General features: G+C 66.6%; 17 protein-coding genes and 1 pseudogene. 9 read left to right on the forward strand and 9 right to left on the reverse strand.

Features of this window, described 5'->3' with window-relative positions; genetic code table 11:
• Positions 1-16 precede the first annotated feature (16 nt).
• The 4 genes from KIT53_RS13630 to KIT53_RS13645 are packed head-to-tail and all read right to left on the reverse strand — an operon-like array spanning position 17 to position 4,152.
• The gene (locus tag KIT53_RS13630) at positions 17-418 is read right to left on the reverse strand and encodes a VOC family protein (protein ID WP_297753327.1); all 402 of its coding nucleotides are present in this window, start codon (positions 416-418) and stop codon (positions 17-19) included.
• Positions 415-1,503, reverse strand: coding sequence for a ChuX/HutX family heme-like substrate-binding protein (locus KIT53_RS13635; RefSeq protein WP_297753329.1), 1,089 nt, complete (start codon positions 1,501-1,503; stop codon positions 415-417). The genes KIT53_RS13630 and KIT53_RS13635 overlap by 4 nt, the downstream gene beginning before the upstream one ends.
• A 60-nt stretch (positions 1,504-1,563) precedes the next feature.
• Positions 1,564-1,893 carry a hypothetical protein gene (locus KIT53_RS13640; RefSeq protein WP_297753331.1) on the reverse strand — a complete coding sequence of 110 codons (330 nt, stop codon included), beginning with the start codon at positions 1,891-1,893 and terminating at the stop codon, positions 1,564-1,566.
• Between the two features lie 30 nt (positions 1,894-1,923).
• Entirely contained in the window at positions 1,924-4,152 is a 2,229-nt protein-coding gene (locus KIT53_RS13645) for a TonB-dependent hemoglobin/transferrin/lactoferrin family receptor (RefSeq protein WP_297753333.1), read from the reverse strand.
• 255 nt (positions 4,153-4,407) lie between these two features.
• Here KIT53_RS13645 and bfr point away from each other — a divergent pair, with 255 nt between their 5' ends.
• The 5 genes and pseudogenes from bfr to KIT53_RS13670 form a co-directional block, all read left to right on the forward strand.
• Positions 4,408-4,884: a bacterioferritin gene (gene bfr / locus KIT53_RS13650; protein WP_297753335.1), complete on the forward strand. Its 477-nt coding sequence runs from the start codon at positions 4,408-4,410 to the stop codon at positions 4,882-4,884.
• Between the two features lie 106 nt (positions 4,885-4,990).
• A complete protein-coding gene (locus KIT53_RS13655; protein WP_297753452.1) occupies positions 4,991-5,215 on the forward strand; it encodes a (2Fe-2S)-binding protein in 225 nt (74 codons plus the stop codon).
• 225 nt (positions 5,216-5,440) lie between these two features.
• Positions 5,441-7,768: an NADP-dependent malic enzyme gene (locus KIT53_RS13660; RefSeq protein WP_297753337.1), complete on the forward strand. Its 2,328-nt coding sequence runs from the start codon at positions 5,441-5,443 to the stop codon at positions 7,766-7,768.
• Positions 7,769-8,083: 315 nt separating this feature from the next.
• Complete coding sequence (locus tag KIT53_RS13665; RefSeq protein ID WP_297753454.1) at positions 8,084-8,422, forward strand: ribonuclease domain-containing protein; 339 nt, start codon at positions 8,084-8,086, stop codon at positions 8,420-8,422.
• A gap of 56 nt (positions 8,423-8,478) precedes the next feature.
• Positions 8,479-8,874: pseudogene (locus KIT53_RS13670) on the forward strand (barstar family protein); the annotation flags it as partial.
• 266 nt (positions 8,875-9,140) lie between these two features.
• On the opposite strand, the gene rsmA reads toward KIT53_RS13670, so the two are convergent.
• From rsmA to KIT53_RS13685, 3 genes are read right to left on the reverse strand one after another with little or no spacing between them, the layout of a single operon-like run.
• The gene (gene rsmA, locus KIT53_RS13675) at positions 9,141-9,914 is read right to left on the reverse strand and encodes a 16S rRNA (adenine(1518)-N(6)/adenine(1519)-N(6))-dimethyltransferase RsmA (protein ID WP_297753341.1); all 774 of its coding nucleotides are present in this window, start codon (positions 9,912-9,914) and stop codon (positions 9,141-9,143) included.
• Positions 9,915-9,948: 34 nt separating this feature from the next.
• The gene (locus tag KIT53_RS13680) at positions 9,949-11,346 is read right to left on the reverse strand and encodes a peptidylprolyl isomerase (RefSeq protein WP_297753342.1); all 1,398 of its coding nucleotides are present in this window, start codon (positions 11,344-11,346) and stop codon (positions 9,949-9,951) included.
• Positions 11,339-13,816, reverse strand: coding sequence for an LPS-assembly protein LptD (locus KIT53_RS13685; RefSeq protein WP_297753344.1), 2,478 nt, complete (start codon positions 13,814-13,816; stop codon positions 11,339-11,341). The genes KIT53_RS13680 and KIT53_RS13685 overlap by 8 nt, the downstream gene beginning before the upstream one ends.
• A 144-nt stretch (positions 13,817-13,960) precedes the next feature.
• Between KIT53_RS13685 and KIT53_RS13690 the strand changes: the two genes are divergently transcribed.
• Positions 13,961-15,052: a phosphotransferase gene (locus KIT53_RS13690; protein ID WP_297753346.1), complete on the forward strand. Its 1,092-nt coding sequence runs from the start codon at positions 13,961-13,963 to the stop codon at positions 15,050-15,052.
• Positions 15,053-15,054: 2 nt separating this feature from the next.
• Entirely contained in the window at positions 15,055-15,786 is a 732-nt protein-coding gene (locus KIT53_RS13695) for a 16S rRNA (uracil(1498)-N(3))-methyltransferase (RefSeq protein WP_297753348.1), read from the forward strand.
• Between the two features lie 42 nt (positions 15,787-15,828).
• On the opposite strand, the gene KIT53_RS13700 is transcribed toward KIT53_RS13695, so the two are convergent.
• A complete protein-coding gene (locus KIT53_RS13700) occupies positions 15,829-16,527 on the reverse strand; it encodes an amino acid racemase (RefSeq protein WP_297753350.1) in 699 nt (232 codons plus the stop codon).
• 90 nt (positions 16,528-16,617) lie between these two features.
• Here KIT53_RS13700 and KIT53_RS13705 point away from each other — a divergent pair, with 90 nt between their 5' ends.
• On the forward strand, positions 16,618-17,793 hold the full coding sequence (locus tag KIT53_RS13705) for an MFS transporter (RefSeq protein WP_297753352.1): 1,176 nt from the start codon (positions 16,618-16,620) through the stop codon (positions 17,791-17,793).
• Positions 17,794-17,824: 31 nt separating this feature from the next.
• Positions 17,825-18,319: a YidB family protein gene (locus KIT53_RS13710; protein ID WP_297753354.1), complete on the forward strand. Its 495-nt coding sequence runs from the start codon at positions 17,825-17,827 to the stop codon at positions 18,317-18,319.
• A gap of 6 nt (positions 18,320-18,325) precedes the next feature.
• Here KIT53_RS13710 and KIT53_RS13715 read toward each other — a convergent pair whose 3' ends face one another.
• Positions 18,326-19,180: an alpha/beta hydrolase gene (locus tag KIT53_RS13715; RefSeq protein WP_297753356.1), complete on the reverse strand. Its 855-nt coding sequence runs from the start codon at positions 19,178-19,180 to the stop codon at positions 18,326-18,328.
• Between the last annotated feature and the right edge of the window lie 141 nt (positions 19,181-19,321).

The following is a 19,321-nucleotide window of genomic DNA, read 5'->3' on the forward strand; positions in this document are numbered from 1 at the left end:
CGGAAATTCATGGTTGTCAGGGCAGGCGGCCCACCGGCTCGAAGCCCGGCGTGTTCTGCCCGATGTGCCAGCACACGCCACTGGGGTCGATCACCACGAACTCGGTGATGCCCCAGGGCTGCGCCACCACGGGCGTGACGCGCACGCCCGGGTAGCGATCGGCCAGCCCGCGCGCCACCACATGCGCGTGCCAGGCCTGTACGTCCTCGACCAGCAGGTGCATGACGAGGTTCTCGGCCAGTGCCTGCTCGTAGAAGTCCTGCAGCAGGAAGGGGCAGCCGTCCTCCAGACTGAAGTACGCGACGCCGCCGCCCTGCGAGCGCTGGGTGAAGCCGAGGTCGGCATAAAAACGCAAGGCGGTGGCGAAGTCCTTCGCGGGCACGAAGGCCTTGAGCTCCACGCTCGCCAGCGTGCTCATGCCGCCACCGGCTGCCCGGCCGCCGGCAGGTGCGCGACGATCTGCCGCCAGGCGTCCAGCTCGGCCTGCCCAGGCTTGCGCGCGCCGAAGAACATGGCCATCAGTCCCCCATGCGCGTCGAACGCCTCGACCGAGGTGACCACGCCGTCGCTGGTGGGCTTCTCGACCACCCACACCTCCTGAATCAGGTCCTCGCGCAGGTGGAGGTTGAAGCCCGGGTCCAGCACGTTGAGCCAGGTCTTGCCATGCACCTCCATGGGCTCGACGCGCTTGACCGGGCCGGTGTGGATCTGAATGCAGCCCGGACTGCCGACAAAGACCATGACGGGCGTGCCGTCGAACGCGGCCTCCACCAGCAGCTCGCGCACCGCCGCGTTGACGACCCGGTGCGCGTAGCGCCCTTCGACCAGGCGAAAGCCCTGCTGGCGCTCCAGACCAAACCGCTTGAGCAGGCCGAAGAACTGGTGCGTGTCGGTCATCGCCTCCCATGCGGCAGCGAAGGCCTCGGCGTCCACGTCCTGCGCCACGGGCGCGGGCGCGCGAACCGCCTCGGGTGGCTCGAACACCGTCTCGCGCGCCGGCTCTTCGAAACGCGCGACGACCTGCCGCCAGGCCGCCAGGTCGGTCTGCTCGCGCACGAAGATCTTGTGCACGGCAGCGCCATGGCGGTCAAAAAACTGCAGGCTGGGCGGCGCCTCTTCGCCGGGCTGCGACTTCAGGGCTTCGAACACCGCGAAGCCGGCATGCCACTGGTTGAAGAACAGGCGAAGGTCGATGTCCTCGCCCAGGGCCAGGCCCACGTGGCCATTGGCAGACACCTTCTGGTAGATGCCGGTCTTCTCGTGCACCACCGCGTCGTTGCGCGTGAGCGCCATCAGCGGTCCACACACCTGCAGCGACTGCAGCAAGCCCAGCCAGTCCGGCTTGAGGGGCAACGCACGCAGGGGACCTCCGCTCGCGCCGCAGTGCGCCGCCATGGCCGCACCCTCCCCCATGCCCAGCGCCTCGGCGGCTTCGCGCGCGCGCAGGCCGCGCTCACGCTGGTTCTGGAAAGCGGTCCGGATGTCCTGGAGGGAGGTGTTCATGGTCATGTCCTTGGTGGGATAGGAAAGAGAGGTGTGTTCGAAACGTGATGGGCGAGACCGTCACTGCACGCTCACCGGTGGCGCATGCCACAGGCTGCTGGGCGGCGTGGGCGCCAGCGCGGCGGTGTGGGCGTTTTCCAGTTCGATCTGCCAGCGCGTGCCCAGGTTGCCCAGCATGGCCTGCATGGGCGGTGAGAGCTGCGGGTGCGCCGCCAGGCGCAACAGGTTGGACACCAGCTTGCCGGCCATGAGCGCACGGTGAGGGCAGGCCTGCGCGCTCTGGGCATAGCCGGTCATGAGCGCCAGCGTGCCGGCCAACAAGGCCTCCACGCTGGGCAGCGTGTACTCCTCGTCCGACAGCATGTCTGGGTTGCGCGAATCGGCTGGCATGGCGGCTCCCGGGCTTTGCAGATGCTGAAACTAGAAGTCGGCCACCAGCGCGACGGCCACGCTGCGGCCTGGCGCGGTGTACGCGTCCAGCACCGTCGAGCTGGCGGCCAGGCCACGCACATTGGTCCATTCCCAGTACTTGCGGTCGGTCACGTTGTTCAGTGCGGCGCTGATCTTCATGCCAGGGCGCAGCTGCCAGCTGGCCCGCAGGTCCAGCGTGGTGTAGGCCGGCGTGGCGAACTGGTTGGGCGCACTGGTGTAGTCGATGTCGCCGGTGGACTTCTTCGCCACATGGTTGACCGAGGCGCCGAACTTCCAGTCGCCCACGCGGTGGTCCACGCCGAGCACCAGCCGCGCCGGATTGACGGAGTTCAAAGGCACGCCCGCGGTGGTGTCCCGGCCCTTCGTCTGGCCATAGGCCAAGCGCAGGTCGGTCGCCTTGCCCAGTGCCAACTTGCCCTTGAGCTCGAAGCCGCTCAGGCGCACCTGGCTTTTGTTGACCGCCTGGTAGGTCAGCGGGTTGGCGGGGTTGCCGGCCTGGCCGCCCACCACCACCAGTTCCTCGATGAAGTCCTTGTAGCGGCCCGAGAAGACCGCCGCTTCCCACTGCACCGGCCCCGTGGTGTCGCGCGCGCCCAGTTCCAGCGTGCGGCTGGTCTCGGGCTTGAGATTCGGGTTGGGGATGGTGCGGTAGCTGGCCGCGGTGTTCTGGAAGAAGTTGTTGAGCTGCAGCGAGCTGGGCGCCTTGAAGCCCGCAGCCAGGTTCGCGAACAGGCTGAGTTCGTCCCCCGGGCGGAAGATCAGGCCCAGCTTGGGCGACAGGGCCGAGTCCTTCAGGCTCGCGGGCTGCAACGGGTACAGCGGGTCGGCTGCCGCCTTCAGGTCAAAGCGGTCGTAGCGCAGCGCCGGAATCACGCTCCAGCGGTCGGTGGCGAACTCGCTCTGCACGAACAGCGCCGTGTTGGTCTCGCGGGTGGGCGGGAAACGCTTGAGCGGGTAGGTTTCGTAGGCCGGCGGGGTGACGCCGGTGACCAGGTTGTCCATGCGCGAGACCGACACGTCCACGCCATAGACCAGTTTCTGGCCCCAGTCCGCGCCCAGCGAGCGCGCCTTTTCCGCCTGGAGCACCGCCTGCCAGAGCTTCTCGGTGTAGGTCACGTCGCGCGAGCGGTTGTTCGGCGTGGCGGTGCGCAACTCCGTCGACACCTCCTGCGAATCGGCCTCCTGGTAACCCACGGTGGCCCGGAGTTCGTCTGCCCAGGCCGAGCCGTCGACGCGGAAGCGCCCGTCCCAGCTCAGGCGCGTGCGCTGCATGTCGGTGGTGCCGTCCAGGTCCAGCGTGCCGGTCGCCGTGGTCGAGCGGCCGCTGTAGGCCTCGACCTCGCTGCGCTTGTCCACGTGCTCCAGCGTCAGCGTGTGGCGCTGGCCGCCGCCAGGGGTGAGCACCACCTTGCCCAGCAGCGAGACGCCCTTGTCCTTCTGCGGATTCGGCGCCGTACGGTTGCTGTTCAGCGCGAAGTTCTCCCCCTGGTTGTCCAGCTCCTTGGCACGCCCCACCTGCACGCTGCCCAGCCACTGCAGCGTCTCGCTCGGCGCACCCGCCAGCGTCACGCCCACGCCACGGCTGCCATCCTCGGTGTCCGCGCGCAGACCTACGCGCCCACCCAGGGTCTGACCGGGCTTGAGCAGGTCCTTGGGCTCCGTCGTGAACATCGCCACCATGCCCGCCAGCCCGTCCGAACCGTAGAGCGCCGAGCTCGCGCCGCGCAGGATCTCCACGCGGGAGATCAGGCCGAGGTCGTAGTAGTCGCGTCCGAACGCGGCCGAGCCGAACACGCCGCTGGAGAGTTCGCGCGGCACGCGGATGCCGTCCACCGTGAGCAGCACGCGGTTGCCCTCCAGGCCCCGGATGTTGAAGCCGGCGTTGCCGTCCCGTCCGGTCGAACCGTTGACAGCCCCGAAACGTTGGGGCGCGCGCCGCACGCTGACGTTGGGCACATTGCGCACCAGTTCGCGGATGTCGCCCACACGGGCAGGATCGAGGTCCTCGCCCGTGAGCACATCGACACTGGCGGGCACTTCGTCAAGTTCGCGCTCGCTGCGCGAGCCGCTGACCACCACCTCGCGCAGCACTGGAACGCTGGCCTGCGCCACCACGGGCGCCGGGACAGGGGCGCTCTGCGCCAGCACGGGTCCGGCCATCAACATGGCCAGAGAAAAGCCGGAAAGGCGAAACCGGGAGAGTGGGGAAGTTTGCATGCGCGCCAAGTCATGGCGCGGACCGAGGCAGGAGGAAGTCACGACGTCACCTGAATCCGAGGGTTGATGGAATCGGCTGGCGTCGCGGCCCGGGCTCAACAGCACCGGGCGCTGGCTGGCGAAAGCCGCATCATATACGAACGATTCTCATTTGCAAACTTGATGCAGGTTTTGAATGCGTCTCAAGGGCAGACCGCGTTGACGCAGCGCGCACAATGCGGGCTCTTTTCCAGAACAACATCGAAAGGAGTTCCCATGAAGGGTGACACCAAGGCCATTGGCCATCTGCAGGCCCAGCTCAAGAACGAGCTGACCGCCATCAACCAGTACTTCGTCCACTACCGCATGCTCAAGCACTGGGGGCTGGACAAACTGGCCGCCAAGGAATACAGCGAGTCGATCGGCGAAATGAAGCACGCCGACAAGCTGATGGACCGCATCTTCATGCTCGACGGCCTGCCCAACCTGCAGGACCTGGGCAAACTCAACATCGCCGAGAACGTGCCCGAGCTGCTGCGCAGCGATCTGGCGCTGGAACAGGGCGCGCAGAAGACCGTCAAGGAAGGCATGGCCTACCTGGAATCGATCCGCGACTTCGTCTCGCGCGACCTGCTGCAAGGCATCCTGGAAGACACCGAGGAACACATCGATTTCCTCGAGACGCAGATCGAGTTGATCGAGAAGGTCGGGCTGCCCAACTACCTGCAAAGCCAGATGGGCTCGGCCAGCTGACGCCCGGAACAGGCCAAGACCCCGCCGCGCGCGGGGTTTATTTGGCGCCATGAATACGATCAATTATCATTTGCAGGCGTTTCAACTTTCGCCGCCCGCCTGCTCCATGATCGTTTGCGTTTGCCATCGCGTCAGTGACCACACCATCGCACGGTGCGCGCGCTCGGGCATGGCGTTCGACGATATCCAGCTTGAACTCGGCGTGGCCACGCAATGCGGCCAGTGCGAGTCGGGCGCCCGTGCACTCTGGTCGGAATGCACATCCCACCAGGCAGTGGCTCACATCCAGCTGCACCCGGCCAAGCTGCCCGCCCAGGCCGCCTCGGCCTGAAACCTCTTCCGCCCCTCTGCGGAATCCCCGCATCTCTCCTCGCCATCGGCGGGCGCATACTGCGCAAGCGCCTGATCGCGCGACCGCGCCGGGCATTGCCGCCCAAAAAGTCAAAGGCATCGCGACGTCTGGTGTCGCCATGCGCACTAGGGTTTTCCCGATCGCCGCTTTAGAATGTGCGATTACTTTCCGCATAGCAAGATAGCCCTCGCCGGAGACACGAGCATGAGCAAGGACAACAGCCCCGACAACAAACGCGCCGAGCTGCGCCGAGCCGCCCTCGAATACCACGAGTTCCCCACCCCGGGCAAAGTGGCGATCGCCGCCACCAAACAGCTCACCAACCAGCGCGACCTCGCGCTGGCCTACTCGCCCGGTGTCGCCGCCCCCTGCGAAGAAATCGTGGCCGACCCGGTCAATGCCTTCAAGTACACCAGCCGAGGCAACCTCGTGGCGGTGATCACCAATGGCACCGCGGTGCTGGGCCTCGGCGATATCGGCCCGCTGGCCGCCAAGCCGGTGATGGAAGGCAAGGGCGTGCTGTTCAAGAAGTTCTCGGGCATCGATGTGTTCGACATCGAAATCAACGAGAAGAACCCCGACAAGCTGGTCGAGATCATTGCCTCGCTGGAACCGACCTTCGGTGGCATCAACCTCGAAGACATTAAGGCGCCGGACTGTTTCTATGTGGAGCGCAAGCTGCGCGAGCGCATGAAGATCCCAGTCTTCCACGACGACCAGCACGGCACCGCCATCGTGGTCGGTGCGGCCGTGCTCAACGGTCTCAAGGTGGTGAAGAAGGACCCGCGCGACATCAAGCTCGTGACCTCGGGCGCGGGCGCCGCCGCCCTGGCCTGCCTGGGCCTGCTGGTCAAGCTGGGCATCCCGCGCGAGAACATCTGGGTGACCGATCTCGCCGGCGTGGTCTATGAAGGCCGCACCGAACTCATGGATGAGGACAAGATCCAGTTCGCGCAGAAGACCGATCAGCGAACCCTGGCCGAGGTGATCGCCGGCGCCGACATCTTCCTCGGCCTGTCCGCCGGTGGCGTGCTCAAGCCAGACATGGTGAAGACGATGGCGGCCAACCCGCTGATCCTGGCGCTGGCCAACCCGAACCCGGAGATCACGCCCGAAGAAGTGAAGCAGGTGCGCAACGACGCCATCATGGCCACCGGGCGCACGGACTACCCCAACCAGGTCAACAACGTCCTGTGCTTCCCCTACATCTTCCGCGGCGCGCTGGATGCCGGCGCCTCGACCATCACGGATGAAATGGAGATCGCCGCGGTGCACGCCATCGCCGAGCTGGCGCAAGCCGAGCAAAGCGAAGTGGTCGCCGCGGCCTATGCGGGCGAGAAGCTGGCGTTCGGCCCCGAATACCTGATCCCCAAGCCCTTCGACCCGCGCCTGATGATCAAGATCGCGCCCGCAGTGGCGCAGGCCGCGGCCGACAGCGGCGTGGCACTGCGCCCGGTCACGGACATGGCCGCCTACCGCGAGAAGCTGCAGAGCTTCGTGTTCGCATCGGGCACGATCATGAAGCCCATCTTCGCCGCCGCCAAGCAGGCCGAACGCAAGCGCGTGGCCTATGCGGAGGGCGAGGAAGAGCGCGTTCTGCGCGCGTGCCAGATCGTGGTCGACGAAGGTCTCGCGCGCCCGACGTTGATCGGGCGGCCGACCATCATCGCGCAACGCATCGAGAAGTTCGGCCTGCGCCTGCGCGAGGAGCTTGACTACGACGTCGTCAATGTCGAGCAGGACTTCCGTTACCGCGACTTCTGGCAGACCTACCACCGCATGACCGAGCGCAAGGGAGTGACCGCCCAACTCGCCAAGATCGAGATGCGTCGCCGGCTCACGCTGATCGGCTCCATGCTGTTGCACAAGGGCGAGGTCGATGGGCTGATCTGCGGCACCTGGGGCACGACGCACACCCATCTGAAGTACATCGACCAGGTCATCGGCAAACGCGAAGGCGGCAGCCCCAGCACCGCCCAGGACGTGCGCATTTATGCGTGCATGAACGGCCTCATGCTCCCCGGTCGCCAGGTCTTTCTGGTCGACACGCACGTGAACTACGACCCCACACCCGAGGAACTGTGCGAGATCACCGTGATGGCCGCCGAGGAGATGCTGCGTTTCGGCCTGCAGCCCAAGGCCGCGCTGCTGTCGCACTCCAACTTCGGATCCAGCGAAGAACCCTCCGCCGTCAAGATGCGCCGGACGTTGGCCCTGTTGCGGGAACAGGCACCCTGGCTGGAGGTGGACGGTGAAATGCACGGAGATGTGGCACTGGACGCCGCCGCGCGCCAGGCGCTGATGCCTCATTCGACCCTCAAGGGGGCGGCGAACCTGCTGGTACTGCCCAATATCGACGCGGCCAACATCGCCTACAACCTGCTCAAGACGGCCGCGGGCGGCAACATCGCCGTCGGACCGGTGCTGCTGGGTGCCGCGCAGCCGGTCCACATCCTCACGCCGAGCGCGACGGTCCGCCGCATCGTCAACATGACAGCACTCACCGTGGCCGACGCCAACGTTTCTCGCTAAAGACTCCTGCAACAGCAAGCGCTAACTTTTGCTCACATCTTCCGCCGCCTGCCATTGCCCTCTCATTGCGCAAGCCCTTGCAATTTGGGGCCGCGTCAGGCACACTAGCGCGCTTGGATTTCAGGGTTAACCCGCCCCGAGACAGGCCGCAAAAGAATGCCTTGGTATTCTTTTCCGACCTTTCCCACGGCGGGCTGATCGCACCAGAAGCAGGGGAATCTCATGGGTCTGCAGCAGATCCGGACTCGCATCGGGAGCATCAAGGTCGTCGCTGCGGTGGCCTTCGCGGCCACATTGCTGGCTTCGCTGGGCACCATGGTGGTGCAAGCCCGCTCACCCGACGTGATGGCTCCGGCTGTGGTGTCGGCACCCATGCCGGTTGCCAGCCTGCCAGTGCAAGGCCAGGCGGTGATGGACCTGATCCGGCAGGGTGGTCCCTTCCGCTACGAAAAGGACGGCACGGTGTTCGGCAATCGCGAACGCCTGCTGCCGGGCCAGAAGCATGGGTACTACCGGGAATATACCGTGCCCACCCCGGGGCTGAGCCACAGGGGAGCGCGGCGGATCGTGTGCGGTGGGTTCAAACCCCGCTGGCCTGAAGCGTGTTATTACACCGAGGACCACTACGGCAGTTTCCGCCTCGTGGTGCAGTAGGTTCTCGATGGTGTGGATGGTTTTTCAACTTTGACTTGAGAGAAAGAGACGCGGAGATGGACACGCCACTTCGTAACGTACGACCCAATATCGTTCAGTCGATTCGCGCCCATGGCGTGAAAGACTTGCAGGCCGCGGCCGAACACCTGGGGCACCACTTCCTCTACGCCAACCTGGCCAAGGCCCAGAGCAAGCAGGATGTGCTGGAACTGATCGCAGCGCAGTACACCCTGCCGTCGCACTTCGGCAAGAACTTCGATGCGCTCTACGACTGCATGACCGACATGGTCCACAAGTCGGGGCCGCAAACCGGTTTCATCGTGGTGCTGGAGCACATTCCCGCGCACGCCAAGTTCGACAAGGAAGCGCGCGAGCAACTGCTGGATATCTTCCGCGATGCCGCCGATTACTGGTCGGACCGGAAAATCCCGTTCCGCTGCTTCTATTCCTTCTCCGTTGCGCGTGCGCCCAAGGGAGAGGAAGACATCGAGGTGCAGAGCGACGAGCCCATGCCCACGGACAAGATCCTGGACGTGAGCCCGATGGCGCTGCGCATGAGCAGCCCGTTCAACGCCGGGTACTGGCTGGCAGCGGCTTGATCCGCCCGCGCCGCGCACCTGCGGCGGCGGGTCACCCCTTCCAGGGGCGGCATCTGAGAGCCGGCGAGGCCAGATCCTCGATGCCCACGGAATGAGCCCCGACAGATGTCGGGGCTTTTTCATGCCTGCGTGTTCTGGGCCAGCTGGATGTAGTCGTTCACGGGTACTTCTTCCGCCCGACGTTGCAGGTCGAAGTCACCAGCATAGTTCCGCTCTTCGAGCCAGCGACCGAGCGTGTTGCGCAAGATCTTGCGGCGCTGGCTGAACGCGGTCTGGACGAGCTGGCCGTAGTGCGCGGCATCGATCTTCGGCGGATCCTCGACCGGGACCATGCGCACGATGGCGCTGTCCACGCGTGGAGGGGGATCAAAACTTTGCGGCGGCACGAACAGGATGTTCTCCATGGCGTAGCGCCACTGCAGCATGACCGAGAGACGACCATAGTCGGCACTCGCAGGCTGCGCCACCATCCGGTCGATGACTTCCTTCTGCAGCATGAAGTGCTGGTCGCGCACCACGCTCACGTGGTCGAGCAGGTGAAAAAGGATGGGCGTGGAGATGTTGTAGGGGAGGTTGCCAACGACCCTCAAGCCGCCGGTGCCGGCCGCCTTCATGGATTGGGCCAGTGCGGTGAAGTCCACCTTGAGCACATCCGCCTCGATGACATTGAGCTGACCGTGGCCGCGCAGGCGCTGTGCGAGATCGCGGTCGAGTTCGACCACGGTGAGACGGCCCAGGCGCTCCACCAGGGGCTGGGTGAGCGCAGCAAGCCCGGGGCCGATTTCCACCATGGCGTCATCGGGCTGCGGCCCGATACCGCGCACGATGGCGTCGATGATGGCGCTGTCGGTCAGGAAGTGCTGACCGAAACGCTTGCGTGCGATGTGCTTCATGGCGAGAGAGCCGTACCAGGCGCGCCGCCCGGGCTTACAACTGTGGTGGCTCGCGGTATTCGACGAAGGCGCGGCCGCGCACGTCTTGCGCCCAGGCCCGCAGCGCCTCGTCGGTCTTCTTGTCACGCACCAGGCCACGGACGATTTCGCGCTGCTCGCGCGAGGAGAGCTGCGCCTGCCGACGCTCCTCCACCTTGATCAGGTGCACGCCGAAACGCGAAACCAGCGGCTGCGACACCTGGCCGGGCTGAAGGCCGTTCATGGCCTGTTCGAACTCGGGCACGAATTGCCCGGGGCTGGCCCAGCCCAGATCGCCGCCTTGGCTGGCCGAGCCATCCTGGCTGTGCTCACGCGCCAGTGTTTCGAAGCTTGCCTGCCCGCTGGCAAGCTGCTCGCGCCAGGTACTCAGGCGCGCGATCGCCTCACTCTGGCTCAGACGGCTGTCGGGGCGCAGCAGGATGTGGCGGGCCCGCGTCTGGGTGATGTTCACGTCGGGCAGACCGGCCTGTCGCTTGTCGAGCACCTTGAGCAGGTGAAAGCCCGCGGGGCTGCGCAGCGGACCCGCGATGGCGCCCACGCCCAGCGCACGCGTGCTGTCAACGAAGAGCGACGGCAGCCGCGACGCTGCCCGCAAACCGAACTGCCCTCCATTGACGCGTTCAGGCGCGTCCGAGAACTCGCGCGCGAGCTGCCCGAAATCCGCGCCGGCCCGGGCACGATCGGCCAGTCCCTGGGCCTTGTCCTGCAACTCCTTGACGCGCTCGGGGCTGGCGCCTTCGGGCACGATGAGCAGGATGTGCGCGAGGTTGAGTTCCAGGCTCGCCAGGTCGTTGCTGCCCTGCTGTTCACGGAGGTAGTCGTCGATGTCGGCCTCGGTCACACGCACGCGCGAGTCGACCTGGCGCTCTCGCACGCGCTGCAGCAGGATCTGGTTGCGCAGGTCGTTGCGCAGACGGTTGATGTCCATGCCTTCCTCGGCGAGGCGGCGGCGGAACTGCTCCGGGGTGAGCTGGTTCTGGGCGGCGATCGAGTTTTCCGCCTGTGTGACGTCGGCCTCGCTGACCGTGACGCCCAGTTCGGTGGCCTGCTGGACCTGGATGCGTTCGTTGATGATCTGCTCAAGCACCTGGCGCGCAAGTTGGTCGCGCGTTGGCATGGCGCCGCCTTGCTGGGCGATCTGCTGCTCCACGCGCACCAGACGCTGCCGCACTTCGTTGTTGGTCACGGGCTCGGAGTTCACCAGTGCAACGATGTAGTCGGCCGTCCCCTGGGCGGTGGGAGCGGACGGCGTCGGGGACACGGGGACGCGCGACAGGTTGAGCTGGCCGGAGGGGCGCAGGCCTTGGGCCTGGGCCGAAACGGCCCACATCAAAGCGGCCAGGGCGGCCAGTCCGAGCGCCGCGCAAGCGCGGAATGGGAAGCGGTCAGTCATATTGTTGGAACCGGCTTGGCGGGTTGATTTCTTCGCGCAGGTACTGGTAACGCGGCACATTTTCCTTGAGCGTGCGCAGTGGGTTGGAGCCCAGGCGCGAGAAGCCCGAGAACTCCAGCTGGAACAGGATACGCTGGTTGGCGCTGGCACCGCTGCGCTGGAGGCGCTCGACCACGATGCGCCCCAGCCAGCAGCCGGCGTCGTACTCGAAGCCGGCCACCAGATCGACCACCTTCTTGTCGGGCACGCTGTAGTTGACGCGGCCTACGCTGTACCATTGCCCCGCGCCCAGGCCGCCGCCAGGCACGCGGTCGCGCGCGGACTCACCCCAGAGATCGTTGAGCGGCCATTGCCAGCCGATGTCGAACTGCTCGCTGCTGCCGCGAAGCAACCGGTAAGCCGCGCTGAAAACGCGGTAGGGGCCCGGCGTGTAGCGTCCACCCAAGGTCGTACGCACAGACTCGCGGCTGCTGGGGTTGAACTGCACGTTGGTGTCCAGCGCCCAGGAGGGACTCCACTGTACGCGTGTGGCCACCAGGATGTCGCTGAGCCGTTCCTTGACAGGATCGCCACCGGGTTGACCGCTTGCGCGCGGCAGGTAGACGTTCTGGTCTCTGAACAGATAGCGCTGAGCCACCCCGACGCGCAACATCTCGGCGCCGGTCCCTGGGTCCAGCAGGCGCGAACTCACGCCCAGCGTCAGGGCCCGGGTATCGGAGATACGGTCGTTGCCACCGAACACGTTCTCCGAAAAGATCGATGCCAAGTTGAAGTCGTTAAGCCCCGAGTCGTAGTTGGGCAGCAGGCTCTGGTCCCGGTAGGGTGTCCAGGTGAAGAAGGCTCGCGGCTCCAGCGTCTGCACGAAATTGCGCCCCAGATAGCTGGCGTCGCGCTCGAACACCAAGCCGCTGTCCAGGCTGAAAGTCGGCAACACGCGGGTGGCGCTGCGCGCGCCATTGGACAGCGGGCTGTCAAAACTGTAGTACGTGCTGTGCAACTGCGCTCGGGGTTTGACAAACCACCCGGGTGCAAGCCAGCGACGGCTGATCTCCGCCACCATCATGGCGCGCGTGCCATTGGTCTGACTCGTCAGCAACGGATTGGAGTGGAAACGTGTCAGTTCGTTGGATATGGACCAGTCCCAGCCACCCAGGCCCCCCAGCCTGGCATCGCTGCGTCCATAGCGCAGCGTCAGCATGGGCAGGCGGTCATAGGGAGGCGTAATGGGTGCGTCCACGTCCTGCAGCGTCTGCCAGGTGTAGGCGCCCGCACTCATGGACCAGGGTCCATAGCCCCAGCTCGCGACGACGTCGTTGGCCAGCAGGCGGGTGGTCAGGGACGTGGTGGCACGCGGGAAATCGCGCCAGTAATCGTCGTCACTCACCCTATTGAGGTTGACGTAAAGGCTCGACGACGCACCAAGCGCCAACCCCGTGCCAGTGAGGTTCTGGTTGTGCTGGTAGCTGTAGCCCCAGCGGTCTGCGTCGCGCAACTGGTCCGAGGGCATGTAGGCGCCCCGGATCTGGCCGCTGTAGGTCGGCTGCAGGTAGCGCAGCTCGCCGCCCAGGTCGATGCCCCGCTTGCTCATGAACGTGGGATAGAGGGTAGCGTCGAGATTGGGCGCGATGTTGAGGTAGTAGGGAACCGTCAGTTCGAGTCCGCTGATGTTGTCCAGGTTGAGCGTGGGCGGCAGCAGGCCCGACTTGCGCGCATCGGTCAGAGGAAACGTGAAATAGGGCGAACCCAGGATGGGCACGCCCTGGAATTCCAGCACGCCGTTGGTGGCCTTGCCGATCTCCTCCACGTTGTCGAACTCGATGCGCGAAGCGCGCACCAGCCAGGCAGGCATCCAGTCGGCTCCTGGCGTGCGCGGGCAGGTGGAATAGCGTGCATCGTAGGCATCGGTGCGGTCCTTGCCCAGGAACTCCAGGCGGCTGGCATCCCCTTTGCCGTTGTTCTTCAGCAGTTCGAACGTGGGCTGGGTGAACGTGCCTTCGTACGTATCCAGGTTGATCTGCACGTCCGGCCCCTGGAACCGCTCGCCATTGCGGTTGATGAGCACATTGCCGGTGGCGCGTGCATCGTTGGTCGGCTGATCGAGCTGCAGCCGGTCACCCTTGATCACGATGTTGTGGCGCCGCAGCTCGGCAGACCCCTCCACGGCGGTGACGCCGTCGGTCTTGCCCTCGATGCGGTCACCGGAGATGAAGACCGGGGCTTCACGCAGCGCCTCCTCCGGCAGGCTCTCCTCCAGCATGCGGCTGGACTTGAGACGCGCGCCCGGCTCCACCGGCGTTTCGTCGCCATCGCCTGACTGCGCGAGCGCCCAGCCGGGCGCGACCAGCAAACCCGTCGCCAGCACGGACAGCCAGGCCCGCACACCACGTGCTACCGGTGCGGCGGGAAAGGGAGCGAGCGGTCCGCCTGCATCAGGGGAGCCGGAGCGCGGCGGATCGGTACGGCGGTTCAAGGGAAAAGTCGGCGGAGACCAGCAAGCCCGCTGTGCGCGAGAGCCGGTCGTTGCAGGACGCGGGTTTGTAGAATCAGCGGGCATTATCCACTGACCGTCGCACCGCCCGACCGTTCCGCGTACGGTGTGCATTCCTCGCCCGCCATGCCCCAGCCCACCTCTCCCGTCACGTGGCCCGACGCCGCGCGCGAAGCCGCCTTCCATGCCTGGCTGTCGCCGCTGGAAGCACGTTTCGGGCTGCTGCCGCCGTCCTTGCGGGCAGCGTCCGCCGACGCCAGCTTCCGCCGCTACCTGCGCCTGGACACCCGCACGGCGGGCAGCCTGATCGTGATGGACGCGCCGCCCGAACGCGAGAACTGCAAGCCATTCGTGCAGGTCGCCTCGCTGATGCGCGATGCCGGCTTGCTGGTCCCCGAAGTGCTGGACTGGGATGAGCCCCAGGGCTTCATGCTGCTGAGCGACCTGGGTGGCCAGACCCTGCTCGAAGGCATGGACACCTCGGACGCGCAGGCCAACCATGCGCGCTACATGCAGGCGCTTGACGCACTGCTGGCGTGGCAGCTCGCGTCGCGCCCCGGTGTCCTGCCCCCTTACGACGACGCACTCCTGCGCCGCGAGTTGCAACTGTTTCCGGACTGGTACCTCCAGAAACACAAAGGCCTCCCACTCAACGAGAACCACGCCCAGGTGCTCGCCCGGACCTTCGACACCATCGTCGCGCGCAACCTGGCCGCGCCACAGGTCTACGTGCACCGGGACTTCATGCCACGCAACCTGATGCTGCCCACGCGCCCCGGCGCCACCCCGGCACAGCAACTCGGTGTGCTGGACTTCCAGGACGCGGTGCACGGTCCCATCACCTACGACGTCGCCAGTCTCATGCGCGATGCTTTCCTGAGCTGGGAAGAGGATTTCGTGATCGATGTGACCGTGCGCTACTGGGAGAAGGCCCGCGCCGCCGGGCTGATGGACTTCGAGGACTGGCACGCGGACTTCGGTGCCTTCTACCGCGCGGTCGAGTGGATGGGACTGCAGCGCCACCTCAAGGTAGCCGGCATCTTTGCGCGCTTGACACTGCGCGACGGCAAGCCCAAGTACCTGGCGGATGCCCCGCGCTTCATCAACTACATCCGCCACACCGCGCACCGCTACCGCGAACTGGCGCCGCTGCTGAGGCTTATCGACGAGGTCGAGGGCCTGCAGGCGGCTTCGGGCTTCGCCTTCGGCAGGGTCTGAGCATGCCGAGGCTGCACTGCCCCGTGCCCCTCGTGTCGGGGCAGGTGCTGGCACTGCCGGCGGTTGCCGCGCGCCACGCGCAGGTGCTGCGGCTGCAGCCAGGCCATGCCGTCACCCTGTTCCAGGGCACCGGAGGCGAATGGGATGCGACCATCTCCCGCATGGGCCGCAGCGATGTGGAGGTACAGGTCGGTGCGCACCATGCCACCGAGCGCGAACCCCGGCGACCCGTGCACCTGGCGCTGGGCATGCCCGCCAACGAACGCATGGACTGGCTGGTGGAGAAAGCCACCGAACTGGGCGTGGCCAGCGTGCAGCCGCTGCACACGGCGCACAGCGTGCTGCGCTTGTCTGGCGAGCGTGCGGAAAAAAAGCAGGCGCACTGGCGCTCGGTGGCGATCGCGGCCTGTGAGCAATGTGGTGGCAACCGCGTACCCGACATCCATGCGGTGCAGGAGCTCACCCCCTGGCTGCGAGGTCTGCCGGCACCGGCGCCCAGCGGCGTGCGCTGCCTGCTTTCGCTGGCCGAGGGCACACAGCCGCTGAGCCAGGTACTTGCCACGGTTCCCACAGACGCGCCGGTGTGGTTCCTCGGCGGACCGGAAGGTGGCCTGAGCGCCGCCGAAGACCAACTCGCACGCCAGGCCGGGTTCTTGCCGGTGACCTTGGGCGCGCGGGTGCTGCGCTCGGAGACGGCGGCCCTGGCTGCGCTCATGCAATCGGTGGGTGGCTGAGCGGCGGTCCTGCGGTGAGGTCCACGCGCCGCAGCGCCTTCATCACATGCCTGCGCTCACCGCCCGCGCGAGTGCGGCGCGCGCAAGCAGACGCGTCGAATCCAGCGTCGGCAGCGGCGAGTTGGCATCGCTCATGATGAGCGGAATCTCGGTGCACCCCAGCACGATGGCATCGCAGCCTGCGTCGCGCAGACGCCCGAAGACCGCCTGGAACCGGGCCACGCTCTCGGGCTTGAACACCCCGCAGACCAACTCTTCCATGATGATGCGGCCGATGTCGTCGCGGTCCGCCACCGCCGGCCGCACGGCCTGCACGCCGTGTGCGGCCAGCGCCTCGGGATAGACCTCGCTGTCCACCAGCCAGCGCGTACCGGTGATCCCCAGGCGCCGATGGCCGCGACGGACCGCCTCCTGCGCCACCACCTGCGCAATGTGCAGCCAGGGCAGCGGCGATTCCGCCTGGACCCGGCCAAAAGCCTGGTGGATGGTGTTGTCCGGGCAGATCAGGAAATCCGCGCCCGCCGCGGCCAACTTGCGCGCAGAGGACAGCATGAGCGCAGCCACACCGTCCAGGTCGCCGCGCTCCAGGGCATGGACGTAATCCGCCAGCGAATGGCTATGCAGCGAAATCTCCGGGTGTGCGTGCGGTCCGAGCTGCTGCGGGGCTTGTGTGCAAAGGGTGCGGTAGCACAGCGCGGCCCCCTCGGCCGAGCAGCCTACGATGCCAATGTGAAGAGTCATGGAGAGAAGGGTAGCGTGGCAGGGCCAGCCACTGTAGCGCCGCGCCGACGGCCCGTATGCGCAGCCCGCCTCGTGTATAACCATAGACTTATGAATAAGAACCTCTGGCTGTTGGCCACCGCGCAAGGCCTGTTCCTGACCAACAACGTGGTCTTCATCGCCATCAATGGGTTGGTCGGACTCTCGCTGGCGCCCCTGGGCTGGATGGCCACACTGCCGGTCATGGGTTATGTCGTGGGGGGTGCGCTGTCCACCCCGCTGGTGGCACGCACCCAGAGCCGGTTCGGCCGCCAGATCTCGTTCCAGATCGGCCTGCTGGTCGCTCTGGCCTCGGCCCTGCTCTGCGCCTGGGCGGTGATGGAAAGGGATTTCTGGTTGCTGGTGGTGGCCACCGTGGTCGCCGGCTACTACAGCGCCAACGGCCAGCTCTACCGCTTCGCGGCCGCCGAACTCAGCGCGCCGGCCTTCCGCGAGAAGGCCGTGTCGCTGGTGCTGGCAGGTGGCTTGGCGGGCGCGGTGATAGGCCCCAACCTGGCCACACGCACCAGGAACTGGCTGGAGGTGCCGTTCGCGGGCGCCTACCTTGCGCTGGCGGTGGTCGCGCTGGTGTCCATGGCCGTGATCGCGCTCATGGCCTTTCCGCCCCTACCGCCCAAGTCGGCCCACGCCAACCCCGGGCGGCCTCTGCGCGAGATCATGCGCCAGCCGGTGTTCATCGTGGCCGCAGCGGGTGCCGCGCTGGGCTACGGGGTGATGAATCTGCTGATGGCGGCCACGCCACTGGCCATGCAGGTCTGCGGCTTTCCTTTCGAGGACGCCGCCCTGGTGCTGGAATGGCATGTGATCGGCATGTTCGCGCCGGGCTTCTTCACCGGCCACCTCATCCGGCGCTTTGGCGTGCTGCCCATCATGGGCGTGGGCGTGGCGCTCAACGCCGCGTGCATCGCGATCGCGCTCACCGGCGTGGACCTGCACCAGTTCCTCATCGCGCTCTTCCTGCTCGGCGTGGGCTGGAACTTCCTGTTCACCGGCAGCACCACGCTCTCGCTGCAGGCCTGGCGGCCCGAGGAGAAGGACCGCGCGCAGGCCGCCATCAATTTCTTCGTCTTCGCCACCATGGCGCTGACCTCGTTCGCCTCCGGCGCCCTGGTGACCACGCGCGGCTGGCAATGGCTCAACCTGGGCTCACTGGTCCCCGTGGCCCTCACCGGAATGGCCCTGGTCTGGCTTGCCTGGCTGCGCCGCGAGTCACACAATGCCGGCTGACTCTCTCCTGCATTTCAAAAAAGGACATCCCATGGGACTGCTGGATTCACTCATTGGCGCGGCGGCACAGGCCGGGCTCGGCGCGCCGCAAGGACAGAACACCACGAACACCCCCGGCGGCCTGGATCCGCAGATGCTCGTTGCCTTGCTGGGCACCCTGCTCAACAACGCTGGCGGCCTGCAGGGCGTCCTCGCGCGGTTGCAATCGGGCGGCCTGGGTGATGCGGTGCAGTCCTGGATAGGCACCGGCGCGAACCAGCCGGTCTCTGGAGAGCAGCTGGGCGGCGCGCTCGGCCCCGAACTGCTGGACATGGTGGCCAGACAGCTCGGCAGCAGCCCACAGCAGGCATCGGGCACGCTGGCCGACCTGCTGCCCGGCCTGATCGACCAGCTCACCCCACAAGGCCGCATGCCCGAGGACAACGGCCTCGGCGCACTGGGCGGTCTGCTCGGTGGTGGCGGCGCCACCGGCAACGCCGGCGACCTCATGGGAGCACTCGGCGGCCTGCTTCAAGGCCGGCGCTGAAAGCGCTCACCCTGCGGGGGCGTGCACGTCGAGCCAGGCCTTGAGCGTGCCAAAGACGGCCGAGGGATCGGCTTCGTTGAAGATCTCGTGGTACAGGCCCTCGAAGGCCTGCACGTGCACCTTGTCGGATGGCGCGGCGGCCGCGAAGGCGCGGCTGCCTTGCGGGCTGACCAGGTGGTCGTCGCCCGCATACATCAGCAACGTGGGCACCTGCCAGCGCCGGGCCGCGGCAATCACACGGGGCCCGTTGCTGGCGATGAACTGCGCCAGCCGCGCGCTGATGCGGTCGTGCACCATGGGGTCCTTCTTGTAGGCCTCCACGGTGGCCGCGCTGTGCGAGATCTTGCTGGCGTTGAGTCCGTTGGACACCGCGAGGTTGGGCGCAAAGCGGTAGAGCAAGTCGATCAGCTTCTGCTGTGCCCAGCCAAGGCCCGGGTCCAGCGCGGGCGACGACAGCACCAGCCCATCCACCGGCGCCATGCCGCGCTGCACGAAGGTGGCCGCCAGCAGGCCGCCCATGCTGTGGCCCAGCAGGATGAGTGGACACGACCACGGCTCGGCAATGTGGCTGCGCGTGTCTTCCACCACCTCGGCCAGGTCGTCCAGCAGCGCGTCGTCGTCCGGCAGCACGCCGCGCGCACCGCCAGATTCGCCGTGGCCCCGCTGGTCGTAGGAGCGCACGCAGAAGCCCCACTCATTGAGGCGGTGCGCCACCGGGTCATAACGCCAGGCATGTTCGCCCAGACCGTGGACGATGAGAATCACCGCGCGCGGACGCCAGCGCATGGGCAGCGGCCAGTCGTACAACGCCAGGTTCAGGCCGTCGCGCAGCGTGAAGGGGGCCTGGGTGGTCTCGGACATCTCAAAGGCCCATCGCTGACAACTGGCCCACCGCAGAGGTGCCACCAGCCGCGCCACGGAACCGGCTTCGCCGGCTGGCTGGCGGGCGCCCCTTCCAGCCCAAGGCCAGAGAGGCAGCAGATGCGAAACGGCGCAGGGGGT

The organism is Hydrogenophaga sp., from assembly GCF_026125785.1.
Lineage (GTDB): Bacteria > Pseudomonadota > Gammaproteobacteria > Burkholderiales > Burkholderiaceae_C > Hydrogenophaga.